This window comes from Streptomyces hazeniae, from assembly GCF_031845485.1.
Classification (GTDB): domain Bacteria; phylum Actinomycetota; class Actinomycetes; order Streptomycetales; family Streptomycetaceae; genus Streptomyces; species Streptomyces hazeniae.
The window spans coordinates 14,397-37,755 of the sequence record NZ_JAVREQ010000004.1 but is presented as its reverse complement, the minus strand read 5'-3'; the positions used below and the strand labels follow the sequence as shown (position 1 = coordinate 37,755).

Here is a 23,359-nt window from a genome sequence, read left to right as displayed (position 1 = left end):
GGGTGAGGGCCGTCCCGCCGTCGGGGGCCGGCAGGACGGCCGTTCGTGCTGCCGCTTCCGGCAGCCGCCTCAGGGGTGGGCGTTCTCGGTTCCGGCGCAGAGACCGGTGAGCATTCCCGAGAGCGCCGCCGTGCTGCCGTAGGTCCACAGCAGCGTGGGCGAGAGCTTCAGCCCGAATGCGGTCTCCAGCCGGTTGCGCAGTTCGAGGCTCATCAACGAGTCCAGCCCGAGTGACTTGAAAGGTGCTTCACGGTCGATGGAGTCCGCCTGGAGCCGCAGCACCCGCCCCGCCAGCTCCCGGACCTTGCTCTCCACCAGCCGCGGCCGGTCCTCCTCGGGGGCGCGCCGCAGCCCCGCGAGGAACTCCTCACCGCCGTGCGCCGCGCCTCCGCCGTCCTGCGCCAGCCGGGCCATCACCTGCCAGCTCGGCTGCGCCGCGGTCTCCGGGTAGGCGTCGAACCAGTGCCGCGCGTCCAGCGGCACGTAGCTCACGACCTGCCCCGGCCGCCCCAGCAGATGGTCCAGCGCCTGCCACGCCTCCTCCGCGGTGAAGCCGGCCATGCCGTGATCGGCCAGGCGGGCGCCGCGGATCGACTCGTCGGCCGCGAGCCCGATGTCGGCGAACGGCCCCCACTGCACGGCGAGCGCCGGCAGGCCCCGCCGCCTGCGCGCGACGGCGAGCGCGTCCAGGTAGGTGTTGCCCGCCGCGTACGCCGCCTGTCCGGGGTTGCCGACCAGGCCGGCGACCGAGGAGAACAGCACGAACAGGTCCAGCGGGTCCTCGGCGGTGAGCGCGTCCAGGTGACGTGCGCCGTCCACCTTCGGGGCCAGCACCTTCCGCACCTGGGGCGCCGTCAGGTTGCCGACCACCGCGTCGTCCAGTACGCCCGCGGCGTGGAAGACGCCGCGCAGCGGCGGGAGTTCGTGCCGCAGGCGGTCCAGGGTCCCGGCGAGCGCCGCACGGTCGCCGACGTCGGCGGCGTGCACCGTGACCTGGGTGCCGCCCTCCCGCAGGGCGTCGATGCGCCGCTGCGCGGCCTCGGCCGGAGCGGAGCGGCCGAGGAGCGCCAGGCTGCCCGCTCCACGGTCTGCCAGGTGCTCGGCCAGTGAGAGGCCCAGGGCGCCCAGGCCACCGGTGATCAGGTAGGTGGCGTCCGGCCGGAGCCGGCCGCCGGACAGCGGTTCGGGGACGATCTCCCGCACGCGTTCCGGTCCCGTCAGCACCAGCTTGCCGATGTGCTCGCCGCGCGCCATGGTGCGCAGGGTCTCGCCCGCGTCGCGGAACGCGTGCTCGGTGACCGGCAGCGGCGGCAGGGTGCCGTCTCCGACCCGCTGCCACACCTCCCGCAGCAGCCTGGCGAACCGCGCGGGGCGCCGGGTCAGCAGCCCGGCGATATCGACGGCGGAGAACGAGATGCCCTTGGCGAAGACCTCCAGGCTCACGGTCCGCGCCGCGTAGATGTCCCGTTTGCCCACCTCGACGAAGCGGCCGTCCTCGGCGAGTGCCGCCAGCCCGTGTTCCATCGCGGCGCCGGACAGCGAGTTGAGGACGACGTCGACGCCGCGGCCACCGGTGATGCGCTCCACCGCCGCGGCCCAGGAGAGGTCTCGGGAGTCCAGGACGTGTTCGACGCCCCGGTCCCGCAGATAGGCGCGCTTCTCCTCGGTTCCCGCCGTGGCGATGACCGTGGCGCCCAGCGCGCGGGCGGCGTGCACCGCGGCCAGTCCGAGGCCGCCCGCGGCGGAGTGCACCAGCACCGTCTCCCCGGCCTCCAGGCGGGCCTGGTCGGCCAGGGCGTACCAGGCGGTGGTCGTGACCAGCGGCAGTCCGGCGGCCTGGACGTCCGTCAGGTGCTCCGGCACGGGGGCGACGTGTTCCGCCCGGACGGTCACGTGGGAGGCGACCGTGCCGAAGCCGCAGGCGACGACACGGTCGCCGACCGCGAGGCCCGTCACCTCCGGGCCCACCGCGCTGACCACACCGGCACACTCGCCGCCGAGCAGGTCGGCGCCGGCGGACCGGTCGGGGTAGGTGCCCATCGCCTTCATCACGTCGATGAAGTTCAGCCCCGCCGCGGTGACCTGCACCTCGACCAGCCCGGCGGCCGGTGCGGTACGCGGCTGCGGGCGGAACGCCAGCTCCTCCCAGAGGCCGGACCCGTGCGGACGGAGCCGGAAGGGCTGCGGGGGGCCGGCCCAGGCCGGGCCGTCGTCGTCCTGCTGCTCGCCCCGCACCAGTCGCCCGGCGAACCGGTCGGTGCCGCGCAGCGCGGTCTGGTCCTCGCCGTCCCCGCCGAGGAGCTGCCGGGCGCACGCTTCGGCCCAGCCGTCGACGCCGGTGCGCACGTCCACCAGCGCGGTGCCGAGTTCGGGGTGCTCGCGGCGCAGCACGCGGCCGAAGCCCCAGTACAGGGCCGCGCCCGGGTCGGGGATCTCCCCGGGCACCACGGCCTGAGCGCCGTCGGTGACCATGGCCACGGCGGGCGGCACCGGCAGCGCGGCGGCCGCCCGGGCGACGGCGGTGAGGGACAGCAACCCGTCCCGCTGTGCGGCCAGGCCGTGGCCGGCGCCCGGGGCCACGAAGGCCACACCGGCGCGCTGCCCGTCGTCCTCCCCGGTGAGCAGCGCGGCGACCGTGTCGGCGTCTGTGAGCGCCGGGGCGGGCACGACTGCGGCCGTGGCCCCCAGCCGGTCGAGCGCGGCGACCAGATCCGCTCCCGCGCCGGTCGCGGCCGCCGCGTCCACCGTCCCGCTCGGTCCGGCCGCCGCGTCCGGGACCACGCAGACCGTCCAGCGGGTGATGCCGGGGGCCGAGGAACGCGGCGGAGCGTCCTGCTCGTCGTCCGCGGGCCGGAAGGCGAACCGGTGCAGGCGGGTGGTGTCGACGGCGTCCGCTTCGGCGTCCTCGATGGTCTGGAAGGCGAGGCCCGCCATCCGCAGCAGCGGTCGGCGGCTCTCGGCGTCGTAGCAGACGAGGTCGTAGCGTCCGTCGGCGGTCCGTACGGCGTGCGACCACACGCCGGTCACCACCTCCTCCGGACCGACGGCGAAGTCGATGCGCCGGACGGCGACCGGGACGACGGTGTCTCCCTCCGGCACCAGGGCGAGGCTCACCTGCAGCGCCGCGTCCCACAGCGCCGCGTGGAGCTCGCCGGGGCGCACTCCGGCGCGGCAACGCTCCGGCAGGCGCACGTCGGCCAGTACCTGGTGGCCGTCCTCGTCCCGGTGCAGGGCCTGCACCCCCTGGAACGCCGGGCCGTAGTGCAGCCCCCGGGCGGCGCAGGCGGCGTAGAAGTCCTCGGCGGTGTCCGGGGGGACTTCGAGCAGCGCCTGCGGGAAGTCCGGCAGGCCCGTTCCGGCCGGTCCGCCGATACGGGCGGTGGCGTGCCGCGTCCACGACTCCGCGCCCGGCTGCAGCGACCGCAGGGTGAACACGGCTTCCGCGCCGTCCTCGCGCGAGGTGGCGCACAGGGCGACCGGCTCGTCGGCGAGGGTGAGATCGCTGCGGAACCGTACGTCGTGCAGGGCGCCGGGGCACCGGCCGGTACGGGTGCGGGCGGCGGACACCGCCAGCGCCAGCATCGCGGCGCCGGGCACCACCACCGCGTCGTGCACCCGGTGGTCGCGGAGCCACGGCAGTTCGTCGAGGGACAGCTCCGTGCGGCCCTCGTGCACGTCCTGCTCGGCGGTGGCCGGGGTGAAGGCGAAGGCCAGACCGCCCGGGCCGGCGCTGCGGCGGCGCGCCGCGGGCAGCCAGTACCGCTGACGCTGCCACGGGTACCCGGGAACAGCCGCGCCGGGGCGTCGGGGGAGCCCGCCGAACGGGCGCAGCCCGCCCGCGTAGGCGCGCGCGAGGCTCAAGGTGAGGTCGGCGAGGGAGCCTTCGTCACGGCGCAGCGTCGGCAGCACCGTGACCGGGGTCTCGCGCGTGGCGGCGAGCTGCTCCAGGGCGGGGGTGAGGACCGGGTGGGGGCTGATCTCCACGACGTGTGTCACGCCGGAGTCGAAGAGCTTCCCCATGGCGTCGGCGAACAGCACCGGCTGCCGCAGGTTGGCGGCCCAGTACGCGGCGTCGAGTTCCTCGCCCGCCATCTCCCGCACCCGCACCGTGGACATCATCGCGGTGCCGGACGAACGGGGGGCCAGCGGGCGCAGCTCCTCGATCAGTTCGTCGGTGAGTTCGTCCATGTGGTGGCAGTGCGAGGCGTAGTCCACGTTGACCAGGCGGCAGAACGTCCCGTCGGCCTCCAGCAGTTCGCGCAGCATCAGGACCGCGTCGCCGTCGCCCGACAGCACGCAGGAGGAGGGGCCGTTGTTGACGGCGAGCGACACCACGTCCTCGAATCCGTCGAGAGCCTTGCGGGCGTCCTCCAGGCCCAGGTCGACGGCGAGCATCCGGCCCCGGCCGGCTGCCCGGGTGGCCAGCGCACTGCGTCGTGCGATGATCCGCGCCCCGTCCTCGTAGCTCAGCAGGCCGGCGATCGTCGCGGCGGTGACCTCGCCCTGGCTGTGGCCGATCACCACGTCGGGTTCCACGCCGGCGGCACGCCACAGCTCCGCCAGCCCGAGGGACATGGCCCACAACGTGGGCTGGATGAGGTCGGCCCGTTCCAGCCAGCCGTCGCCGGCCTCCCCGGAGACGATGGCCGTCAGGTCACCGGCGAAGTGCGGCTCCAGCGCCGTCGCGCAGCGAGCGACGACCTCGGCGAAGAGCGGCGACTCGGCGTACAGCCGACGGCCCATGCCGGCCCACTGCGACCCCTGGCCCGGGAGGACGAACGCCACCCGTCCCGGCTGCTCGGCACGGCCGGTGACGACACCGGGTATCTCCGCCGTCGGGTCCTCGGCGAAGAGTCCGAGCCGTTCGCGGAGCGTCGCGGGGTCGGGAGCGGTCACCGCCGCGCGCAGCGGGAAGTGGTCGCGTTCCCAGGCCAGCGTGCCCGCCACGGCAGCCGCGTGGTCGCCCGTGGTGCCGGCGCCGTCGTCGTCCGGCAGCACCGGAAGGAGTGCCCGGGCACGGTCGCGCAGCGCCGCCTCGTTGTGCGCGGACAGGGGGAGCAGCAGGGCGGTCGGCCGGTCGGACGTCGCCGTCGCGGCGGGTCCGGCCGGAGCGGGAGGGGTGCGGAGCACGACGTGCGCGTTGGTGCCACCCCAGCCGAAGGAGTTGACGCCCGCGTACACCGGCCCGTCCGCCCGCAGGGTGGCCTGCTGCGTCGCCACCTTCAGGTTCAGCTCGTCGAAGGGGATGTTCGGGTTCGTCTCGTCCGCGTGCAGGCTCGCCGGCACGGTGCGGTGCCGGAGCGTCAGCACCGTCTTGACCAGACCCGCCAGTCCGGCGGCGGCCTCCAGATGGCCGATGTTGGTCTTCACCGACCCGATGAGCAGGGGGCCGGCGTCCGCAGGACGTGCGGCGCCCAGCGTGCGTCCGAGCGCCTCCGCCTCGATGGGGTCGCCGCGCAGGGTGCCGGTGCCGTGCGCCTCCACGTAGGCGAGTCTGTTCATCGGCACACCGGCGTCGGCGTACACCTGGCGCAACAGTTCCTTCTGCGCCTCGACGTTGGGGGAGACCAGGCTGTGCCCGCCGCCGTCGTTGTTCGCCGCCGTCGCCACCAGCACGCCCTGGACGCGGTCGCCGTCCGCCAGCGCGCGGTCGAGCCGCTTGAGGTACACGGCGATGGCGCCCTCGCCCCGTACGAAGCCGTTGGCCTGTGCGGAGAACGCGCGGCAGTGCCCGTCGGGGGACAGGCCGCCGAAGTGGGTGAGGCCGATGGACATGTCGGGCGTCAGGATCAGGTTGACTCCGCCGACGAGAGCGCCGTCGATCTCCCCGGAGCGCAGGGCTCCGGCCGCGAGGTGCACGCCGACCAGTCCGGAGGAACAGCCGGTCTCCACGACGAGGCTCGGCCCGCGCAGGCCCAGCGAGTAGGAAAGCCGCGAGGCGATGACGTCCAGTGCGTTGCCCACCGCGGTGTGCTGGGTGGTGGCCACGCCGCGTTCCTTGCGGGCGAGGGCGTAGTCGTGCCACAGCGCGCCGACGTAGACCCCGGTCCGGGAGCCCCGCACGCTTTCCGCGGGCACGCCGGCGTTCTCCAGAGCGCTCCATCCCGTCTCCAGCATCAGGCGCTGCTGCGGGTCGATGTCCTCCGCCTCGCGCGGCGAGATGCCGAAGAAGCCGGGGTCGAACAGGTCGAGATCGTCGAGGAGCGCGGCGACGCCGGGGATCTTCTTCACCGGGTCGAGCTGTGCGGAGGTGTCCCAGCGGTCCGGGGGGATCGGCCGCACGGCTTCCTCGCCGGCGGTCAGCAACTCCCAGTAGCGGTCCACGTCGGGTGCGCCGGGGAACCGGCCGGCCATCCCCACGACGGCGATCAGCCGGGTGGGGTCGTCGACGGCGTCGGAGGGGTCGACGGTGTCGACGGTGTCGGTCGTCGGGCGTGCGGGGTGCTCGGTCATGGGGCCACCTCGGCTTGCGTGGAAGCGCCGTCCGCGCGGCTCCCGGGGGAGAGGGCGGCCTGGGCGAGAGACAGGTCGACGGGGTCGACCGGGTGCTGCGCGTTGATCACCTTGTCGAAGATCCGGTACTTGCCGGGGAAGGCGTTGAGCAGCCGGTAGCGCAACCGCCGGACGCGCACGCCGCGCGGGCTGCTGACCGCCAGCTGGCTCTCCTGCATGCGCTGGAACCGTGTGACGTGCATCTTGTGTGCACGGCGACCGGCGACGAAGTCGGCCAGTTCGCCGGCGCCGACCGGCTGCCGGCCGGCGCCGGCGTCCAGTGCCGCGACGAGCACGGGGACGAGGGTGATCGCGTCCTGCATCGCGAGGTTCACGCCCTGGCCCAGGATCGGAGTGGCGGTGTGCGAGGCGTCGCCGATGAGCAGCAGGCCGTCCCGTGCCCACTGCTCCATCTCGGCGGTGAAGATCTCCAGGAACGACGTGTCGTCCCAGGAGAGCAGGTGCTCACGGACCAGGGGTGCGAGAGCCGGCGAGAGGGCGGCGATGCCGTCCCGGAACGCGGCGAAGCCGGCCCGGCGCAGAGTGGCGAGACCACGCTTGGGCAGGTTGTGCCCGATGCGCAGCGAGTCCGGGAAGGTGGGCAGCACCACCAGGTGCCTGTCGTGGTCGACGATGAGCTGCGCGTCCTGGCCCCACTCCGGCGGGCGGGGCAGCTTGAAGGACAGGAAGTCCCGGGCCATCGGCTCGATGTCCGCGGGCAGTCCGGAAGCCTTGCGCACCTTGGAGAAGCGTCCGTCCGCCCCCACGACCAGGCGGGCCCGGACCCGGGTACGTTCTGCGGTGCTTCCCCGGCCGCGGACGAGCTCCGCGCCCCGCACCGCGCCGTCCTCCTCCATGAGGGAGGAGAAGCTCCAGCCGGAGAGGTACACGTAGCCGGGCAGGCCCTCGGCCGCGTCGTTGAAGATCCGGATCAGGGCGGGTTGCGGAATGTCGATGGGCAGCGGCTGGTCGCGGAATCTGCGGTAGTCCACGTGCAGCACCGGGCGCCCCTCGGTCACGGTGGTGACCGTGGTGGTCTCCAGGAATCCGTGCGCGCGCAGGGCCGGACCGAAGCCGAGCTTGTGCAGCGAGGTGACGGACGGTGCGGCGAGCGTCTCGCCGCGGAAGCTCCGCTCCAGGTTCGTCTGCTTCTCCACCAGCACCGTGCGTATGCCACGCCGGGCGAGGAGGCAGGCCAGCAGCGAGCCGGCGGGGCCGCCGCCGATGATCAGTACGTCCGTCTCCTCCGGTGCCGCGGTCTGCGCCGGACGGTCGTCGGGTCGAGTCATGCCTGCTCCCACTTCTCCAGCCGGTGTTTGACCCCGGCGAGGATTTCGGCGGCCAGCGCGCCGTCGATGACGCGGTGATCGAAGACGAGTGAAAGGGTGAACACGGGCGCGGCGACGACCGTCCCGTCGCGCACCACGGGTCTCGCGGCCACCTGGCCGACGCCGAGCCCGAGAGTTCCGGAGATCATCGGCAGGATGGCCCGGACGGGTTCGTGGCCCACGGACGTCACCGCGAAGGTGCCCTGGAGCCCGGCGGCGCGGACCGGGTCGCGCATCATGCCGCGGTAGAGCAGCCGGATCAGCGGCAGCGGCAGCCGCTGCAGGCGGCGGATGCGGGCGAACGGACCGCCGTCGGCGTCGACGTCGGCCCGCTTGTAGGCGTCGACCGCGGCCTGGACGTCGTCCAGGCCGGTGGTCCGGACGTCCGGGACGATGCCGGAGACCACGCACCGCCTGCCGTCGACGGTCTTGTCGAAGAGCACCTTGGCGTGCACCGCGTCGGAGACGGTGAGCCGCGGACGTCGCCTGCCGCTGAGCACGGCGCGGGCTTCGGGGTAGCCGCCCAGCACGTCGGCGACCGCCTTCACCACGAAGCTGACGTAGGACAACGGTCTTCCCGCGGAAGCGCGCGCCCGCCCGAGGGCGGTCGCCTCCACGTCCGCGAGGAGGTGGACGTGCGCGGTGCGGCGGGCGTCCTCCAGGAACACGTAGGTCTGCCGACGGGCCGCGGGCAGCGGCGAAGTGACGGCCGCCATCACGCGGCGCCTTCGCCCGTGGGCGTCGCGTCCACCACGAGGGCCGCCAGTTCCCGCACCGTATGCGCGGCGGAGAACCGTTCGAAGTCCACCGGACGGCCGAGATCGCGTTCGAGATGCACGAGGAGGCGCAGCGCGTTGACGGAGTCCCACCCCTCGACCGCGTCGAGCGGCTCCTGGGCGCCGAGCGCGTCCTCGTCCACGTCCAGCAGCTGGGCGACGATCTCCCGCACGGCCTGTTCGGCGGCGGCAGTACGGCCGTCCGGGGCCGGGGCCTGCGTGGTGTGGGTGGTTCCCTCAGGGGGCATGGAACGTCCCTTCTCCGGAGCCGACCCGCAGCCAGTCGGGCAGGTCGGCGAGGTGGGTGAGGTCGTGCCGGAACGCGCCGTCGCGACCCGCGAATCCGAGGCCGGGGTAGAAGCCGGCGCACCGGGCGTTCTTGGCGGAGGGCACGAACCGTCCGTGGACGGCGGGGGCGCCCGCGGCCTTCGCCGCCCGCAGGACCAGGCCGACCACCGTCTGTTCGATGGAGCGGGAGAAGACCCGGCAGGAGAGCACGAAGTTGTCGATCAGCCAGCCGCCGTCCGGCTGCCGGGCCAGCGCCAGGGCGCCGACCATGCCGTTGTCGCCGAAGGCGTCGGTGACCCGTACGCCGAAGAAGGCGGCGGAGCCGTCCGCGGTCATCCGGGCCAGGTCACCGGCGGCGTACCGGGCTCCGGTGAGGTTGAACTGGTTGGTGCGGCCGAAGAGTTGCGCGATGCGAGGGCCGTTGAGGTCGCCGTACTCCTCGACCAGGACCTCCGAGTCCAGCTCCCTCAGGTAGTCCTCGACGCTCACGGCGGACTCGCGGAGTTCGGCGCGCTGCGCACGCGACCGGTACAGATCGCCGCGTGAGCGGTCCTCGGCGGTCAGGGTGAGCTGGTTGAACCAGCCGGCGCCGGCGACCGCGGCCGCGTACCCGGCCGGATCGACGGGCAGTTCGGCGACGGCGACGGGCGGCAGGCGCCGTCGCATCAGGCCGCGTTCGACGGGGTTGTCGTCCACGAACACCATGGAGTCGATGCCGATGTTCAGGTCGGCCGCGATGCGTTCCACGTTGTCCGGCTTCGGGTTCCAGCCGGCGTGGAACGCGGCGAAGTCGTCCGGCCGGAGCACCATCTCCGGGTGGGTGGCGACGGCCTCCCGCGCCACCGCGTCGTCGTTCTTGGAGCAGACGGTGAGCAGCACCCCCTGCCGGCGCAGGTCCGCGGCCAGCGACTGGAGTTCGGTGTGCGCCGAGCCCGGGTGCGGGCCGCCCAGCCGGAGACCGGCGACGCCGTCGTCGCCCACGATCCCGGCCCACAGCGTGTCGTCGAGGTCGAGGACGAGGCATTTCCTGGCGCGGCCCAGGCGCGCCAGCACCACCCGGGACAGCTCGTCGGCCCAGGCGGCCAGGAACTCCTGGCTGAACGCCTGACCCGTCAGATGACGCATCCGGTGCGGTGCCGCGCAGGAGCCCGCACGTTCCGTCAGGTTCTCCGTGGACAGCACGACGACTCCGGGGCGGGCGGCGGCCAGCTCCGAGATCGCGGCGTTCATCCGCTGCCAGGCCGCCTCCGCCCGGGCCTTGCCCGCGTAGTCGATCCAGCGGTCCCGGCGGCGGGCCGGCAAGGGGACCGTGTTGAGGACCACGAGGGTGCGCAGGTGCCGTTCGCACGCGGCGAGCCAGTCGGCGAGTTCCGCGGGGAACTCGGCGCAGCGCTGCTCCACCTCCGCCACATCCAGCGGGTCCCGCACCCGCTCGAAGACGGCCGAGTCGTCCAGCAGACATCCGGTGACGGCCGGCGCCAGCTCCCGCAGTACGGGCGCGCCGGAGAGCACCTCGTACCGCCACTGATTGAAGCCCGGCACCGTCCCGACGTCCGGCTGCACGCCCTCCCGCAGCAGTGCGGTGGTCAGCAGGGGCGGCACCGAGTCCGTCGTCGAGCCCGACAGGACGCCGACGGCGACGGGCGTGAAGGCGCCCGAGGCGGCCAGCGCTTCGCGTGCCGTTCGTCCGGACAGCAGCACGCCGGCGCTCTCGCGGTCGAGCACGTCGTCGAGTGCGCCCAGCAGGCGCGGCACCTCTTCCGGGGCCCGTTCGAGCCCCGACTTCTTCAGGGCGCGCAGGGCCGTCAGCACGTCCCGGCCGCCGCGTGCGGCGTCCTCGGCGACCGCGGGGGCCCCGGTCACGACGCCCCTCCCGTCCGATGGTGCAGGGCCAGCCCGGAGAGGATCCACTTGGACGACTCGACGTTGGCGACCAGGAGCCGCCCCTCCGCGCCGAGCCCGGAGCGGATCCGCTGCATCGCCCGGTTCAGCTGGATGAACGGTACGGCGTTGCCGTTGTTGCCGGTGTCGGCGACGCAGTCGACGGCCTGCTCCGGCCGCACGTCCAGCCGCTTGCGGATCCCGTCCGTCATCACGCCGTTGAGCTGGGGGAGCAGCACGTGCTCCACCTCGCTCAGTGACCAGCCGGTCGCCGTGGTGAGTTCCTTGAAGATGGTCTCGGCGTGCTCGGGCACGTGGTGCTCGATCGCCTTGTAGTCCTCCTCGCCCCACGGCTGCCGCACCGGCCCGTCGGGGCCCTCCACCTGCGGTGCGCCCTCGGTGCCGAACCACCGCGCGATCTGCGCGGGGGCACGGCCCATTCCGGTGGTGCGCAGGAAGAGGTGCTCGACGACGAGGCCCGGGCCGTCGGTGTCCGCTTCGACGACGGCTGCGCCGGCGCCGTCGCCGAACAGTGCGAAGTTGATCAGCTCGGCCGGCGACATCGACTCGATCTCCCCGGTGGAGGGGAAGAAGTTGAGGCAGGTGTCGGCGCCGATCACCAGGCCGCGCCGCAGCCCGGAGGCCAGCAGCGCGCGTGCCGTGTAGAGGCCGGTGAGGGCACCGGCACAGCCGGAGGTGAGCTGGAACGTCGGGACGTCGTTGAGGCCGATGCGGTCGGCGACGAGGTTCACGGTGGCCGGCATCAGGTGGTCGGGAGAGGCCGTGGAGAGCACCAGGAAGTCGAGCGACGACACGTCGGTGCCGGCGTCCGCCAGCGCTCGGGTGGCGGCCTCGGTCGCCAGGTCGCCGGTGCCCTGCGGCACTCCCGGCGGGGAGTCCGTGCGGCAGAAGTACCGGCTGCGGTTGCCGGTCATCAGGTCCAGCCACTTCTCGTGCAGGCCGAAGAGGCGTGCCATGTCCCGGTTGGTCACCGGCTCGCCCGGGAGTACTTCCGAGAATCCGGTGAGCCTCATGCCGCGACCTCCGTCAGACGGTCGTTCACCGCGTCGAGGAAGGCGCGCGGCGTGTGGGCGGCGGCCAGCGTGAACCGGTCGAGCACCACGTCGTACTCGCGCTCGATCCGGCCGGCGGTCTGCAGCAGCGAGAGCGAGTCGTGACCCAGGTCGCAGAACGCGGCGTCGAGCGACCGGTCGTCGAACGCGCCGGAGGCTCCGTTGTCCTGGAACTCCAGCATGATCCGGCTCAGGTCCGGGAGGGTCAGTAGTGCCATCGTCAGGTTCCCCTTCACCAAGGACGGTTCGTCCGCCCCACCGGGCGGTCTCGGGCCGGGACGTGCGATGGGTGACCGCTGTCGTCCCGGCCCTGGCGCCTCCGCCCGCAGCCGCCCCCGGTCCGGGGACGGTGTGGCCGGTGAAAGCCACCCTGGTGGCCCGGGCTCGCAGCGCTCTCGAGCCGGACTGGAACCCCCGCGCGTGTCAGCCGGAGCTGGAGGCACCCGTGATGGCGGCGAGGATCTGCCGGTTGACGGCGGTGCCGGCCCGGGTGTCCGGCGGCTCACTGCGGCGGGTGTCCTGCAGCGCCAGCGCCGCCAGGTGACCGCCGGGGACGATGCGGGTGCCGAACCGCCAGGTGCCGTCCCGGACGAGGGTGCCGTCCGAGCGCTCCAACCGGGCGGTGCCCTCGTCGTCGAGCCGGAAGCCGAACTCGGTGAAGGGGAAGCGCAGCCCCTGCCCGAGCGCCTTGCTGTAGGCCTCCTTGAGGGTCCACAGGTGCAGCAGCACCCGGTCGCGGTCCGGCTGCGCGGTCCGTGCCAGCCGCTCCCTCTCCGGCTCGGTGCACATCAGCCGTTCCACGTCCGGACTGCTCAGCTTCCGCCCCGCCGGTTCGGTGTCCACACCGATCACGCCCAGCGAGGTGATGCCGCACAGCAGCAGGTCCGCGGTATGGCTGAGACTCACGTCGATCTGGTCGTGACCCCGCAGGTGCACCCGCCCGTTCAGGCCGTAGCGCAGTTCCAGCGCCGCGGGTTCGGCGCCGAGCGCGACGGCCGCGGTGTAGCGGATCAGCATGCGTGTCGCCAGGAAACGCTCGCGGAGCTGCGCGGTGGCGAGCTTCTCGTAGCGCTCCATGTCGCGGCCCAGCAGGGCACGGCGTTCCCGCCCCTCCAGCAGTTCGCTCCGCCATTCGCTCAGGTACGCGTGCACCAGGCCGGTGCCGGTGGTGTGCAGGTCGTGCAGCAGCTGCGTCCACGGGCCGCGGGGAGCGGGCAGGTAGGTCGACGGCGGCGGGAAGGCTGAGCCGGGGGCCGTTGTTCCCGCCGCGCCCGGGGGACGCGTGCCGTCCGTCGCCGGGCCGGTCACCCGGCGAGCCTGGTGTTGAACAGGTCGAGGCTGTGCGGGGTGCCGACCCGGCGCAGGACCTCTTCGCAGAGCGCGGCCTCGATCTCCCGGGGCAGCGACGGGACCGGACGGCCCACCCGGCGCAGCAGCCGGTGCAGCGCGAGCGCGAGCCAGCCCGGCTCGGCGAGGAACGGGTCGGGGCCGGCGCCGGCGTTGAGCCACAGGCCGAGACAGGCCGACGCCGCCGTCACCAGGGCGTAGCGGTCGGAGAGCGGAAAGCTGTGGCTGTCGACCAGGAAGCCGTCGTCGGGTGAGCCGAGGTGCTCGGCCTCCCGCCGGATCCCGTCCGCCTCCGCGCACAGGCCCTCGGCCAGCGCGCACAGCACGGCCGCGTGCGGGTGGCCGGTGAGAGCCTCGGGAAGCCGTTGCACGGCCTGGCCGAGATAGGGCAGCAGGCCGTCGCCGCCGCCGAACCGGGCCAGCCTCGCGCCGTCCATGGCGGGCAGCGGCACCTCGATCCGGAACAGGTCGGCCGGGGGCGCGGCGGGTGTGCGCGCCGGATCGGCGAGTGCCGGGAGGTAGGCGGCGATCACGGACTGGCAGATGGCGCTGCTGACATGACCGAACGTCAGGGTCGTCAGGTCCCGCAGCTGCTTGCGGAAGACGGCGTCCGGGCCGCTCTCGGCGTGGAAGGCGTCCCCCATGACCGCCGCGAGGTCGTAGAGCGATTCGCTGACGATCTTGGGCACGATGTACTTGGTGACGGCGGCGAGAACGTCGCACTGGTCCGGCTGGAGGTGCACCGAACGGCAGGCCGTCATGGACAGGCAGTCGGCGATGAGCAGATCCGCGAAGGTGCCGGCCAGCGCCGAACGGGCGGAGGCGTCGCGCGCGAGCCCGCCCGGCCCTGCGGCTCGTTCCGAGGCGGCGCGTACGGCTGCCCGCAGCGCGGTGTCGGCGAGGCCCACCGTCATGGCGGGGAAAACTCCGTGGACCGCGGGGAAGGCGCGCAGGCTGAGCGCCACCCCGTCACCCCAGGTGCCGACGAGGGAGTCCCCGGGGAGAGGGCAGTCGGCGAACTCCAGCCCGGCCGCCTGCAGCCCGCGGACGCCGGTGGTGCGATGCCGGTCGAGGGTGCGCACCGTGCCGGGCGGGACCGACGCCGGGTCGAACATGAGGATCGAGTAGTCGGAGTCGCCGTCACCGGTGGAGACGAACCCCACGATCAACTCCGCGGTGTGGGCGTTGTTGATGGCGCCTTTCCGGCCGTTGAGCCGCAGGGTGCCGTCGTCGCTCCATTCCGCCCGGTACTCCTGCGCGTGGAACTCGCTCTCGTGCTCGAACCGCTGGCAGGCCACGCCGACCGTGGAGCCGCGCAGCACGGCGTTCGCCATGCGGATCTGCTGCTGCACCGCTCCGTTGAGCCACACCATCTGGGCCCCCATGAACGGGGTGAACCCGTGGCTGAAGGCGAGGGCCGGGTCGCGCCGGAAGAAGGGACGCAGCACCGGCCCGAGGAGGTCGACGCCGTCCATGCGGCCCCCGAGCGTCGTCGGCACCAGTTCCGCGGGGACGCCGAGGCTCTGGAACCGCCGCACTCCGAGCGGCGACATCTCCCCGGCCTCGTCGGAGGCCAGCACGGCGGCCAGCCCGACGGGGTTGTCCGCGTTCCACGGGTCGCCCAGACCGTCCTCGATCTCGTCGATCCGGCAGCGGAGACGGGCCAGGCGGTCCTGCCGCAACGCGCCGTCGTCGGCGACCGGTGCGGTGAAGGTCTCTTCGTTGTCGTGCATGGTGGCTCACCCCAGGACTGAGAGCTGGTATCGGCGGTTCCACGCCACAGGGGCGGGGTCCCACCGTCGTGAGCGGGGCTGGAGGAACCCTCGACCGCCGCTGGAGACACCCCTGGACGGCCGTCGCGGTCGCCGCGTCGACCTCGTGCGGCACCGGCCGCGTCAACCCTCGTGCGGTCGCCGCCGCGTCACCGTGGTGCGGTCGCCGCACGGGTGCGGCTCCTGGGCAGGCCCGCGGACAGCCACCGCCGCAGCGGCCGGGCAGCCGGCCCGGAGCCGCTGCCCCGCAGCTTCTGGAACACCGCCCGGTCCAGCAGCAGGTCGAGCAGCGCGAGATCCTGCGGCGGGACCAGGGGATCGTCCGTGACGACCCCGACGCGCACGGTCGCCGCCACCGACCGCAGTTCCTCGGGGGTCACCGCGAGACCGGCCAGCCGTCGCCGGAGCATGTCGCGCCCGGAGGCTCCGGTCGCCCTGGCCAGTACGTCGGTGGCGCCGACCGGAAGGGTGAGCAACCGCGTCAGGTCGGTGAAGAGTCCGGACACCGGCGCGCCCACCGTGTGGACCGTCCCGATGCGCTGTTCCGCCGCGGCGGCGCGGAGCGCCAGGTGGCCGCCCAGGCCGAAACCGACCACGTGCACACCGCTGCGGGGGGCCGACGTGGCGTAGCGGTCGATGAGTTCCGGCAGCAGCCGCCAGGAGTCGGCCGCGTACGGCCGTGTGCCCGGTGCGACGCCGGGGAGTTCGCTGGCGACCACCGCGTAGCCTCTCCCGGCCAGCCGGGTGAGCAGCGACGGCAGACCTCCGCGCGGACCGCCGACGACGACGACCAGGGGAAGTGCGGCTTCCAGACCGGCCTTCCACCAGACCGGGTGGGGTTCTCCGGGCGGCACGTGGGGGGTGAGCCGCAACACCTGCTTCCTCCGTTCGACGAGTGGCCGGCCCAGCATTCCTCCCGCCACTTGAGTCTCGTTCGAGCCGTGGGGGCGGCGGGTGCGCGAAGCGGGCCGGCGCGCCGGGGCGTTCAGGCGCTGAGGTCGGTCACCTGGCGGGCCGGGCGTCCCTCCGTCGCGTGCGCCGTGGCGGGAATCCGCACGGACAGCTGGAACCGTCCACCGGCCGCGCTCCGCGCGTGGAGTTCTCCGCCCACCGCCTCGACGCGTGTGGCCAGATTGCGCAGACCGGTGCCCGGACCGGCCGAGCCGATGTCGACGGCGCGGCCGGCGCCCACACCGTCATTGACGATGTGGAGCCGTACGAAGCCTTCCAGTTCCTCCGTGCTGGTCTGGATGGCGCAGTTCTTCGGCTGACTGTGACGCAGCAGGTTCGTGACACCCTCACGGAGCACGGTTGCCAGGATGGTGTTGGTCGTCGACGACAAGCCGGTGCAGGAGACGTCGACGCGGGCGTCGATGCCTGCGGCGGAGAGCACCGAACGCGCCGAATGCGCCTCCACCAGCAGCGACATGTCGCGGTAGCCCCGGGCGACTTCGCGCACGTCCGAGAGCGCCTGGCGGGAGATGTCCAGCACCTCCGCCACTTCTTCCCGGGCCCGCTGGGGGTTGTGCTCGATGAGCCGGTGGATCAGTTCGTTCTTGAGGGTGATGGAGGAGAGGCTGTAACCCAGCAGGTCGTGCAGGTCGCGGGCGAAGCGCAGCCGTTCGCGGGCCACGGCCATGCGGGCGATCTCGTCCCGCGAGTCGTGGATGGCGACGGCCACCGCGACCAGCCGTGCCAGCGCGAAGAGCACCAGGCCGGTCAGCGTGGTGGAGACGCCCATGTAGGCGATGTCGACGAAGGTCATCGCGTGCGCGGTGGACACCGCGACGACCGCGGTGACGGTCAGGGCGAACAACGACCAGCCCACCACCGCGGGAAGCATCAGGAGCAGGGAGGCCGACAGGAAGCCGGCCATGCCCCCCCATTGCCAGCCGAACGCCACGAACGGCACGAAGGTGGCCGCCGCCTGTACGACCAGCGACCAGGGTGCCAGCCGGCGACGAAGACGCTCCGCCCGCGGTGCCGAGTGCAGGTACTGAATGGCGACCAGCAGCGGCAACAGCACCAGGCAGGTGGCGAGTTGCCAGCCGTTGTGGGAAGACGCCGCCAGGATGTTGACGACTTGCATGAACAGGTAGCCGAGGAAGACCGCCGCGGTGAGCACCGACGCGATCTTGGGGCTCGGAGCGGCGGACCGGACGGCGGAGAGATCCGGGCCCGGTTGCTCCTCGGCCGGAGCGGCCGCGGGTCTCGCTCCCGGTGGTCTCTCGCCGTCGTCGGCGCGTCGCATGTTCACCAGCCCCCTCATGGTGGTCGCGTGGTCACCGGACATCGTCGAGACCGGCCGGGCACACGCGCGGCAACCGCTGTGGACTTCTCCGAAGCACGGAAAGTGCATCCGGACTCTGTCGATGTGTCAACTCCCCGCCCGGCGATGTGAGGAAATCATGAAGGACGCGTGTGCGCCTCACTTGTGGCGTTCTCGTCCCTTTCGTTTACTTCTGGCTCAGCACCACACCGCATCCAAGACGAGCAGCGGAGTGACGACATGACCGAGATGTCCGTGGACACCCTTTCCCCCGCGCAGACCCGCACGGAGGAGACCGCCGGCATGACCCCGGAGCAGGAGCTCAGATTCGCCGAGCTGATGGTCGGCGCCTTCTTCGACCCCTCCGCCGGTGACGGCGCCGGCCTTCCCGCGCTCGACGTCACCCGCGAGGAGTTCACCGGGCTGGGGCCCGCCGGCGTCTGCCTGCTCACCATGTGCTGGACGCCGTCGTCCACACCCGCCCATACCCCGCCCCGGCCCACCTCTGGAACCGCCGTTCACGGAGCCTGACGGGTGGCGGGGGGCGGCGACATGACGTACATGGGGTTCCGCAGCCACCTGCGGGCGGAAGTCGTCTCGGGCGAGGCGACCTATGTCCTCTCCGAACGCGGCATCACGACCGTCAGCGACAGCCGCGTCGAGGTACTGGCGCCGCTGCTGGACGGCACCCGGGACTTCCGGGCGCTGGTGGCGGACGCCGCCCCCGCCTGTTCTCCGGTCGACGTGGCGCTCACCGTCGGACGACTGCACGAGGCACACCTGCTCAGTCGCCGTCCTGCCGCGCCCGTCGCGGACGTGGCCACGGCGGCGGAGGCCTACTGGGAGATCGCCGGCGCACCGGGTGCCGCCACACCGGCGGCCGTGCGGGTGCTGGCCGTGGGGGGTGCCGACCGGGAAGCCGCCGTGGCCGCCTGCACCGCCTCCGGACTCACGGTCGTCGCCCACCCGCAGGCCCCTGCCGACGCCACGCTCGTCGTGTGCGACGACTACCTCGACCCCGACCTCGCCGACGTCGACGCCGAGCAGCGGGCTCAGGCCCGACCGTGGCTGCTCGCGAAGCCGCACGGTACGACGCCGTGGGTGGGTCCGTTCTTCCAGCCCGGGAACGGGGCGTGCTGGCACTGCCTGGCACACCGGCTGTCCAGCCACCGCCGAACGGAGACCTACCTGCGGCAGACGCTCGGCCGCAGCGTCGCCCACCCGCGGGCGGAGACCCCCGCGAGCCTGCTGCTGGGGTTGCAGCTGGCCGTCTCCGAATGCGTCAAGTGGGCGGCCGGCCACCGCCATTCGGGCCAGCACGGCGTGCTGACCTTCGACACGCTCGACCTCGCCTCGCGGTCCCATCCCCTGCGCGCCCGCCCGCAGTGCCCGGAGTGCGGCGACGCCGGGCTCGTCGCCCGCCGGGTACGGGGGCCGCTGGAGGTGCGCTCCCGCCCCAAGGCGGAGCACACCGGCTCCGGTCACCGGGCCGTCCCCGCCGAGGAGACGCTGCGCACCTACGAGCACCTGATCAGTCCGGTCACCGGCGTCGTGAAGGACGTGCAGCGGGACACCCGCGGACCCGCGCTGCTCCACTCCTACCGCGCCGGTCACAACCACGCCTCGGGCGGCCGCGGCGACGCCGGTGCCGCCTCCGGCCTGCGCAGCGAGAGCGGTGGGAAGGGCATGACCGCCCTGGACGCCCGGGTCAGCGCACTGTGCGAGTCCCTGGAGCGGCACTCCGGCATACACCAGGGCGACGAGCCCACCGTGCGGACCTCCCTGCGCCGGCTGGGCGGGGCGGGCGTCCACCCGAACGACTGCCTGCTGTACGACGAGCGGCAGGGCGTCCCGGCCTTCGACGAGAACGCGCTGGTCGACTGGACCCCCGTGTGGTCGCTGACACGGCGCGAACACCGCATGCTGCCCACCGCCCTGCTCTACTTCGACGCACCGCGCCCACCCGGACTGGGCTGCGTGACGGCCGACTCCAACGGCAACGCCGGCGGGAGCAGTATCGAGGACGCGGTGGTGCAGGGCTTCCTCGAACTCGTCGAACGGGACGCCGTGGCGCTGTGGTGGTACAACCGCACCCGGCACCCGGAGGTCGACCTGGGCTCCTTCCGCGAACCGTGGATCGAGCGGCTGCGCGAGCTGCACCTCTCGCTGGGACGGGAGTTCTGGGTCCTCGACCTCACCACCGACTTCGGCATCCCGGCCTTCGCCGCCGTCACCCGGCGCGCCGACAAGGCCGCCGAGGACATCCTCTTCGGCTTCGGCGCCCACTTCGACCCTGCCGTGGCGGTCTGCAGGGCGCTCGCCGAGATGAACCAGATGATGCCCGCGGTCGCCGAAGTCCGCCCCGACGGCACCGGCTACGGCTGCCCCGACGAACGCCTGCTGCACTGGTGGCGTACGGCCACCGTGGCCGCTCACCCCTACCTGCTCCCCGACCCGGACGCGTCCCCGCGCACCCGCGCCGACTTCGCCTACACGCCGCGCGGCGACCTGCGGGACGACCTGCACGCCGCCGAGGAGGCGGTGCGCACACGCGGTATGGAACTGCTCGTTCTGGAGCAGACCCGCCCCGACGTCGGACTGCCGGTGGCCAAGGTCCTCGTGCCCGGCATGCGCCACTTCTGGGCGCGTCTCGCCCCCGGCCGCCTCTTCGACGTGCCGGTGCGGCTGGGCCGGCTGACCGCGCCCACTCCGTACGCGGAACTGAATCCCACTCCGATGTTCCTGTGATCCGCACTACAGTGATCCCCGCCGCCGTACGCGCGCACGGGGAGGGCTTCAGCCGGACATGATCAGAACACTGATCGCGGAAGACATGCGGATGTTGCGCCGGGCTCTGGTCGAACTCGTCTCCATGGAGGCGGACATCGAAGTGGTCGCGGAGCTGGAGACCGGGGCCGATGTCGTGGCCCGCGCCGAGGAGGTGAAGCCGGACGTGGCCGTCCTCGACATCGACCTGCCCGGGCTGGACGGCATCTCGGCGGCGGCGGAGCTCTTCCGCCGCGGAGTCCCGTGCCGCACGCTCATACTGACCAGCCTGGCGAAGCCCAACAACCTCCGCCGGGCGCTCGACGCGCACGTCTCGGGCTTCCTGCTCAAGGACGCCGAGCCGGATCTGCTCGCCCAGACCATCCGCGCGGTCGCCGCCGGGCAGCGCGTCTTCGACCCCCAGCTCACCCTCGACGCGCTGAACTTCGCCGGTTCGCCGCTGACCGCGCGCGAGACGGACGTGATCCGCATGGCGGCCGACGGTGAGGACGTACGGGAGATCGCACGGGCCATGCACCTCTCGCTCGGGACCGTGCGCAACTACCTGACGACCGTGGTCCACAAGCTCGGCGCCCGCAACCGCGTCGACGCCATCCGTATCGCCCGGGCCTCGGGCTGGCTCTGAGCCCCGGCCGCGCGTCCCCGGACGCGAGCTCCTGAACGCGCTCCAGCCGGGCGCGAACCGCGCTCCAGCGCAGGCCGCTCTACTCGCCCCACGGCGCACGCGACGGCGCGGAGGCCGTGCGTGCAGGAAGGGGCCTCATGAACCTACGGGAACAGACCCGCGAGCTCACCGCCCTCCGGCAGGACATCGTCCAGGGACGCGACGAGTCGGCGACCCGGGCCCAGCACGCCCGTGGCAAGCTCACCGCCCGGGAGCGCCTCGCCCTCCTCTTCGACGAGGGGACCTTCCGCGAGATCGAGATGCTGCGCCGGCACCGGGCCCACGGCTTCGGCCTGGAGGACCGCCGACCGCACACGGACGGTGTCGTGGTCGGATGGGGCGAGGTCCACGGACGCAAGGTCTTCGCCTACGCGCACGACTTCCGCATGTTCGGCGGCGCGCTGGGCGAAGCGCACGCGCAGAAGATCCACAAGATCATGGATCTCGCCGAGACGGCCGGTGCCCCGCTCGTGAGCCTCAACGACGGGGCGGGTGCCCGGATTCAGGAGGGCATCTCGGCGCTGGCCGGTTACGGCGGGATCTTCCGCCGGAACGTGCGCGCCTCGGGAGTGGTGCCGCAGATCAGCGTGATGCTCGGGCCGTGCGCGGGCGGGGCCGCCTACTCGCCCGCCCTCACCGACTTCGTGTTCATGACGCGGTCGACGTCCCAGATGTTCGTCACCGGACCCGACGTCGTGCGTGCCGTCACCGGCGAGGACGTCACCCACGAAGGGCTGGGCGGAGCGGACGTGCACGCGGCCCGTTCCGGCGTGGCGACCTTCGTTCACGACGACGAGGAGACCTGCCTGGCCGAGGTCCGCCACCTTCTGTCGCTCCTGCCCTCCCACAACCGCGAACTGCCGCCCGACCAGGAGACCGACGACCCCGAGGACCGCCGCTGCGAGGCGTTGCTCGGCATGGTGCCCGCCGACACCCGGCAGAGCTACGACATGCGCGCGGTGGTCGAAGAACTGGTCGACGACGGTGAGTTCCTCGAACTGCACGAGGCGTGGGCGCCCAACGTGGTGTGCGCGCTGAGCCGCCTGGGCGGGCAGGTCGTCGGCATCGTCGGCAACCAGCCCTCCGCCTTCGCGGGGGCGCTGGACATCGAGGCCTCGGACAAGGCCGCACGGTTCGTGCAGCTCTGCGACGCCTTCAGCATCCCGCTGGTCACGCTGGTCGACGTCCCCGGCTTCCTGCCCGGCGTGGGCCAGGAACACCGCGGCATCATCCGGCACGGCGCGAAACTGCTCTACGCCTACTGCAACGCCACGGTGCCGCGCGTCCAGGTCATCCTGCGCAAGGCCTACGGCGGCGCCTACATCGTGATGGACTCCCGCTCCATCGGCTGCGACCTCTCCTACGCCTGGCCGGGCAACGAGATCGCCGTGATGGGCGCCGACGGCGCGGCGAACGTCGTCTTCCGGCGCGAGATCGCTGCGGCGGACGACCCGGAAGCCACCCGCGAGCGTCTGGTGAAGCAGTACCGCGCCGAACTCATGCACCCCTACTACGCCGCCGAACGCGGCCTCGTCGACGACGTCATCGACCCCGCCGACACACGGTCCGTCCTGATCCGCGCCCTGCTGACGCTGCGGACCAAACATCAGGCGACGCCGGCCCGGAAGCATGGGAACCCGCCGCAATGACCTCATCGAGCGAACCCCCGCCGTCCCTCCCCCACGCGTCACGGCCGCCTGCCGCACCGGCGACACCAACGGACCTGATGCGCGTCGTCCGCGGCCGGCCGACGGCGGAGGAACTGGCGGTCGTCGCCGCGGTGCTCCAGGCCCTCCGCACACGCCGCCCGGGCTCCCCGCCCGGCCGGCCCTCTCAGCGGCCCGGGGCCCGCGCCGCACGATGGACGAGCGGCGGGGTGCGGGCGGGCGCGGGCTCCTGGAGCACGCCGGAACCTCTCGCCCGGCCCCGCTCGGCGCGGGACCCGGACTGAGGCCACCGCCGTCGCACGACGCCCCCAGTGCCGGAGACCGGCCCCAGCGGCCCGAGACGGAGGAACGCGCACCACACACCCCTAGAGTGCGGGCATGCGCCTGTTCGCCGCCCTGCTGCCGCCCGACCCGGCGGTCGCCGCGCTCGCCGGTGCCGTCGCGCCCCTGCACGGGCTCCCGGGCGCGGACCGGCTCCGCTGGACCCACCGCGAGGGCTGGCACTTCACCCTCGCCTTCTACGGCGAGGTCGACGCCGCGCACACCCTCCCCGACCTGCGCGAACGGCTCGCCCGGGCCGCCCGCCGCAGCAGCCCCCTCCAGCTGCGTCTCTCCGGCGCCGGACGGTTCGGCGACCGCGCCCTGTGGGTGGGGGCGGACGGCGACCGCCGCGCCCTGGAACGGCTGGCCCAGGCCGCGCAGGCCGCCGGGCGCCGCAGCGGTGTGCAGAGTGAGGCGGGCCGCCCGTTCCGTGCGCACCTCACGCTCGCCCGCAGCCGCGGCCGCGCCCGGGGGCCGTCCGACGGTGCCGCCACCGACCTGCGCCCGTACGTCGAGGCACTCGGCGGCTTCGAGAGCGACCCGTGGACCGCACCCGAGCTGACGCTCGTCCACAGCCGGCTGCCCGCGAGCGGCGTGCCGGGTGAGCAGCCTCACTACGCGCCGATCGCCGCCTGGCCGCTGGGCGGCTGACCGCGCCCGCTACCGTGGGCACGTGAACGCCAAGACCCGCACG

17 protein-coding genes are annotated in these 23,359 nt (G+C 73.4%); 6 read left to right on the top strand and 11 right to left on the bottom strand.

Features of this window, described 5'->3' with window-relative positions:
* Window positions 1–69 precede the first annotated feature (69 nt).
* The 11 genes from RM572_RS06585 to RM572_RS06535 form a co-directional block, all read right to left on the bottom strand.
* Complete coding sequence (locus RM572_RS06585; RefSeq protein ID WP_311672339.1) at window positions 70–6,453, bottom strand: type I polyketide synthase; 6,384 nt, start codon at window positions 6,451–6,453, stop codon at window positions 70–72.
* Window positions 6,450–7,781 carry an FAD-dependent monooxygenase gene (locus RM572_RS06580; RefSeq protein ID WP_311672338.1) on the bottom strand — a complete coding sequence of 444 codons (1,332 nt, stop codon included), beginning with the start codon at window positions 7,779–7,781 and terminating at the stop codon, window positions 6,450–6,452. The genes RM572_RS06585 and RM572_RS06580 overlap by 4 nt, the downstream gene beginning before the upstream one ends.
* Entirely contained in the window at window positions 7,778–8,536 is a 759-nt protein-coding gene (locus RM572_RS06575; protein WP_311672337.1) for a 2-oxo acid dehydrogenase subunit E2, read from the bottom strand. Before RM572_RS06575 ends, RM572_RS06580 begins: the two co-directional genes overlap by 4 nt.
* Complete coding sequence (locus tag RM572_RS06570; protein WP_311672336.1) at window positions 8,536–8,844, bottom strand: acyl carrier protein; 309 nt, start codon at window positions 8,842–8,844, stop codon at window positions 8,536–8,538. The genes RM572_RS06575 and RM572_RS06570 overlap by 1 nt, the downstream gene beginning before the upstream one ends.
* Window positions 8,834–10,747, bottom strand: a complete 1,914-nt coding sequence (locus RM572_RS06565; RefSeq protein WP_311672335.1) for an HAD-IIIC family phosphatase — start codon at window positions 10,745–10,747, stop codon at window positions 8,834–8,836. Before RM572_RS06565 ends, RM572_RS06570 begins: the two co-directional genes overlap by 11 nt.
* Window positions 10,744–11,799: a 3-oxoacyl-ACP synthase III family protein gene (locus RM572_RS06560; RefSeq protein WP_311672334.1), complete on the bottom strand. Its 1,056-nt coding sequence runs from the start codon at window positions 11,797–11,799 to the stop codon at window positions 10,744–10,746. Before RM572_RS06560 ends, RM572_RS06565 begins: the two co-directional genes overlap by 4 nt.
* Window positions 11,796–12,056 (bottom strand): acyl carrier protein, encoded by a 261-nt coding sequence (locus tag RM572_RS06555; RefSeq protein WP_311672333.1) that lies wholly within the window; start codon window positions 12,054–12,056, stop codon window positions 11,796–11,798. The genes RM572_RS06560 and RM572_RS06555 overlap by 4 nt, the downstream gene beginning before the upstream one ends.
* 205 nt (window positions 12,057–12,261) lie before the next feature.
* The gene (locus RM572_RS06550; protein ID WP_311672332.1) at window positions 12,262–13,146 is read right to left on the bottom strand and encodes a 4'-phosphopantetheinyl transferase family protein; all 885 of its coding nucleotides are present in this window, start codon (window positions 13,144–13,146) and stop codon (window positions 12,262–12,264) included.
* Window positions 13,143–14,918, bottom strand: coding sequence for an acyl-CoA dehydrogenase family protein (locus RM572_RS06545; protein ID WP_311672331.1), 1,776 nt, complete (start codon window positions 14,916–14,918; stop codon window positions 13,143–13,145). The genes RM572_RS06550 and RM572_RS06545 overlap by 4 nt, the downstream gene beginning before the upstream one ends.
* A 188-nt stretch (window positions 14,919–15,106) precedes the next feature.
* Complete coding sequence (locus RM572_RS06540) at window positions 15,107–15,829, bottom strand: alpha/beta fold hydrolase (RefSeq protein ID WP_311672330.1); 723 nt, start codon at window positions 15,827–15,829, stop codon at window positions 15,107–15,109.
* A gap of 113 nt (window positions 15,830–15,942) precedes the next feature.
* Window positions 15,943–17,250 (bottom strand): sensor histidine kinase, encoded by a 1,308-nt coding sequence (locus RM572_RS06535; protein ID WP_311672329.1) that lies wholly within the window; start codon window positions 17,248–17,250, stop codon window positions 15,943–15,945.
* A gap of 216 nt (window positions 17,251–17,466) precedes the next feature.
* Here RM572_RS06535 and RM572_RS06530 point away from each other — a divergent pair, with 216 nt between their 5' ends.
* The 6 genes from RM572_RS06530 to thpR all read left to right on the top strand — a co-directional run bounded on the left by RM572_RS06530 (window position 17,467) and on the right by thpR (window position 23,316).
* Window positions 17,467–17,757, top strand: a complete 291-nt coding sequence (locus RM572_RS06530; RefSeq protein ID WP_311672328.1) for a hypothetical protein — start codon at window positions 17,467–17,469, stop codon at window positions 17,755–17,757.
* Window positions 17,758–17,778: 21 nt separating this feature from the next.
* On the top strand, window positions 17,779–19,974 hold the full coding sequence (locus RM572_RS06525; RefSeq protein ID WP_311672327.1) for a TOMM precursor leader peptide-binding protein: 2,196 nt from the start codon (window positions 17,779–17,781) through the stop codon (window positions 19,972–19,974).
* A gap of 58 nt (window positions 19,975–20,032) precedes the next feature.
* Window positions 20,033–20,638, top strand: a complete 606-nt coding sequence (locus tag RM572_RS06520; protein WP_311672326.1) for a response regulator transcription factor — start codon at window positions 20,033–20,035, stop codon at window positions 20,636–20,638.
* Between the two features lie 137 nt (window positions 20,639–20,775).
* Entirely contained in the window at window positions 20,776–22,326 is a 1,551-nt protein-coding gene (locus tag RM572_RS06515; protein WP_311672325.1) for an acyl-CoA carboxylase subunit beta, read from the top strand.
* Window positions 22,323–22,628 carry an acyl-CoA carboxylase subunit epsilon gene (locus RM572_RS29730; RefSeq protein ID WP_394813536.1) on the top strand — a complete coding sequence of 102 codons (306 nt, stop codon included), beginning with the start codon at window positions 22,323–22,325 and terminating at the stop codon, window positions 22,626–22,628. The genes RM572_RS06515 and RM572_RS29730 overlap by 4 nt, the downstream gene beginning before the upstream one ends.
* A 94-nt stretch (window positions 22,629–22,722) precedes the next feature.
* Complete coding sequence (gene thpR / locus RM572_RS06510; protein WP_311672324.1) at window positions 22,723–23,316, top strand: RNA 2',3'-cyclic phosphodiesterase; 594 nt, start codon at window positions 22,723–22,725, stop codon at window positions 23,314–23,316.
* Window positions 23,317–23,359: the final 43 nt, after the last annotated feature.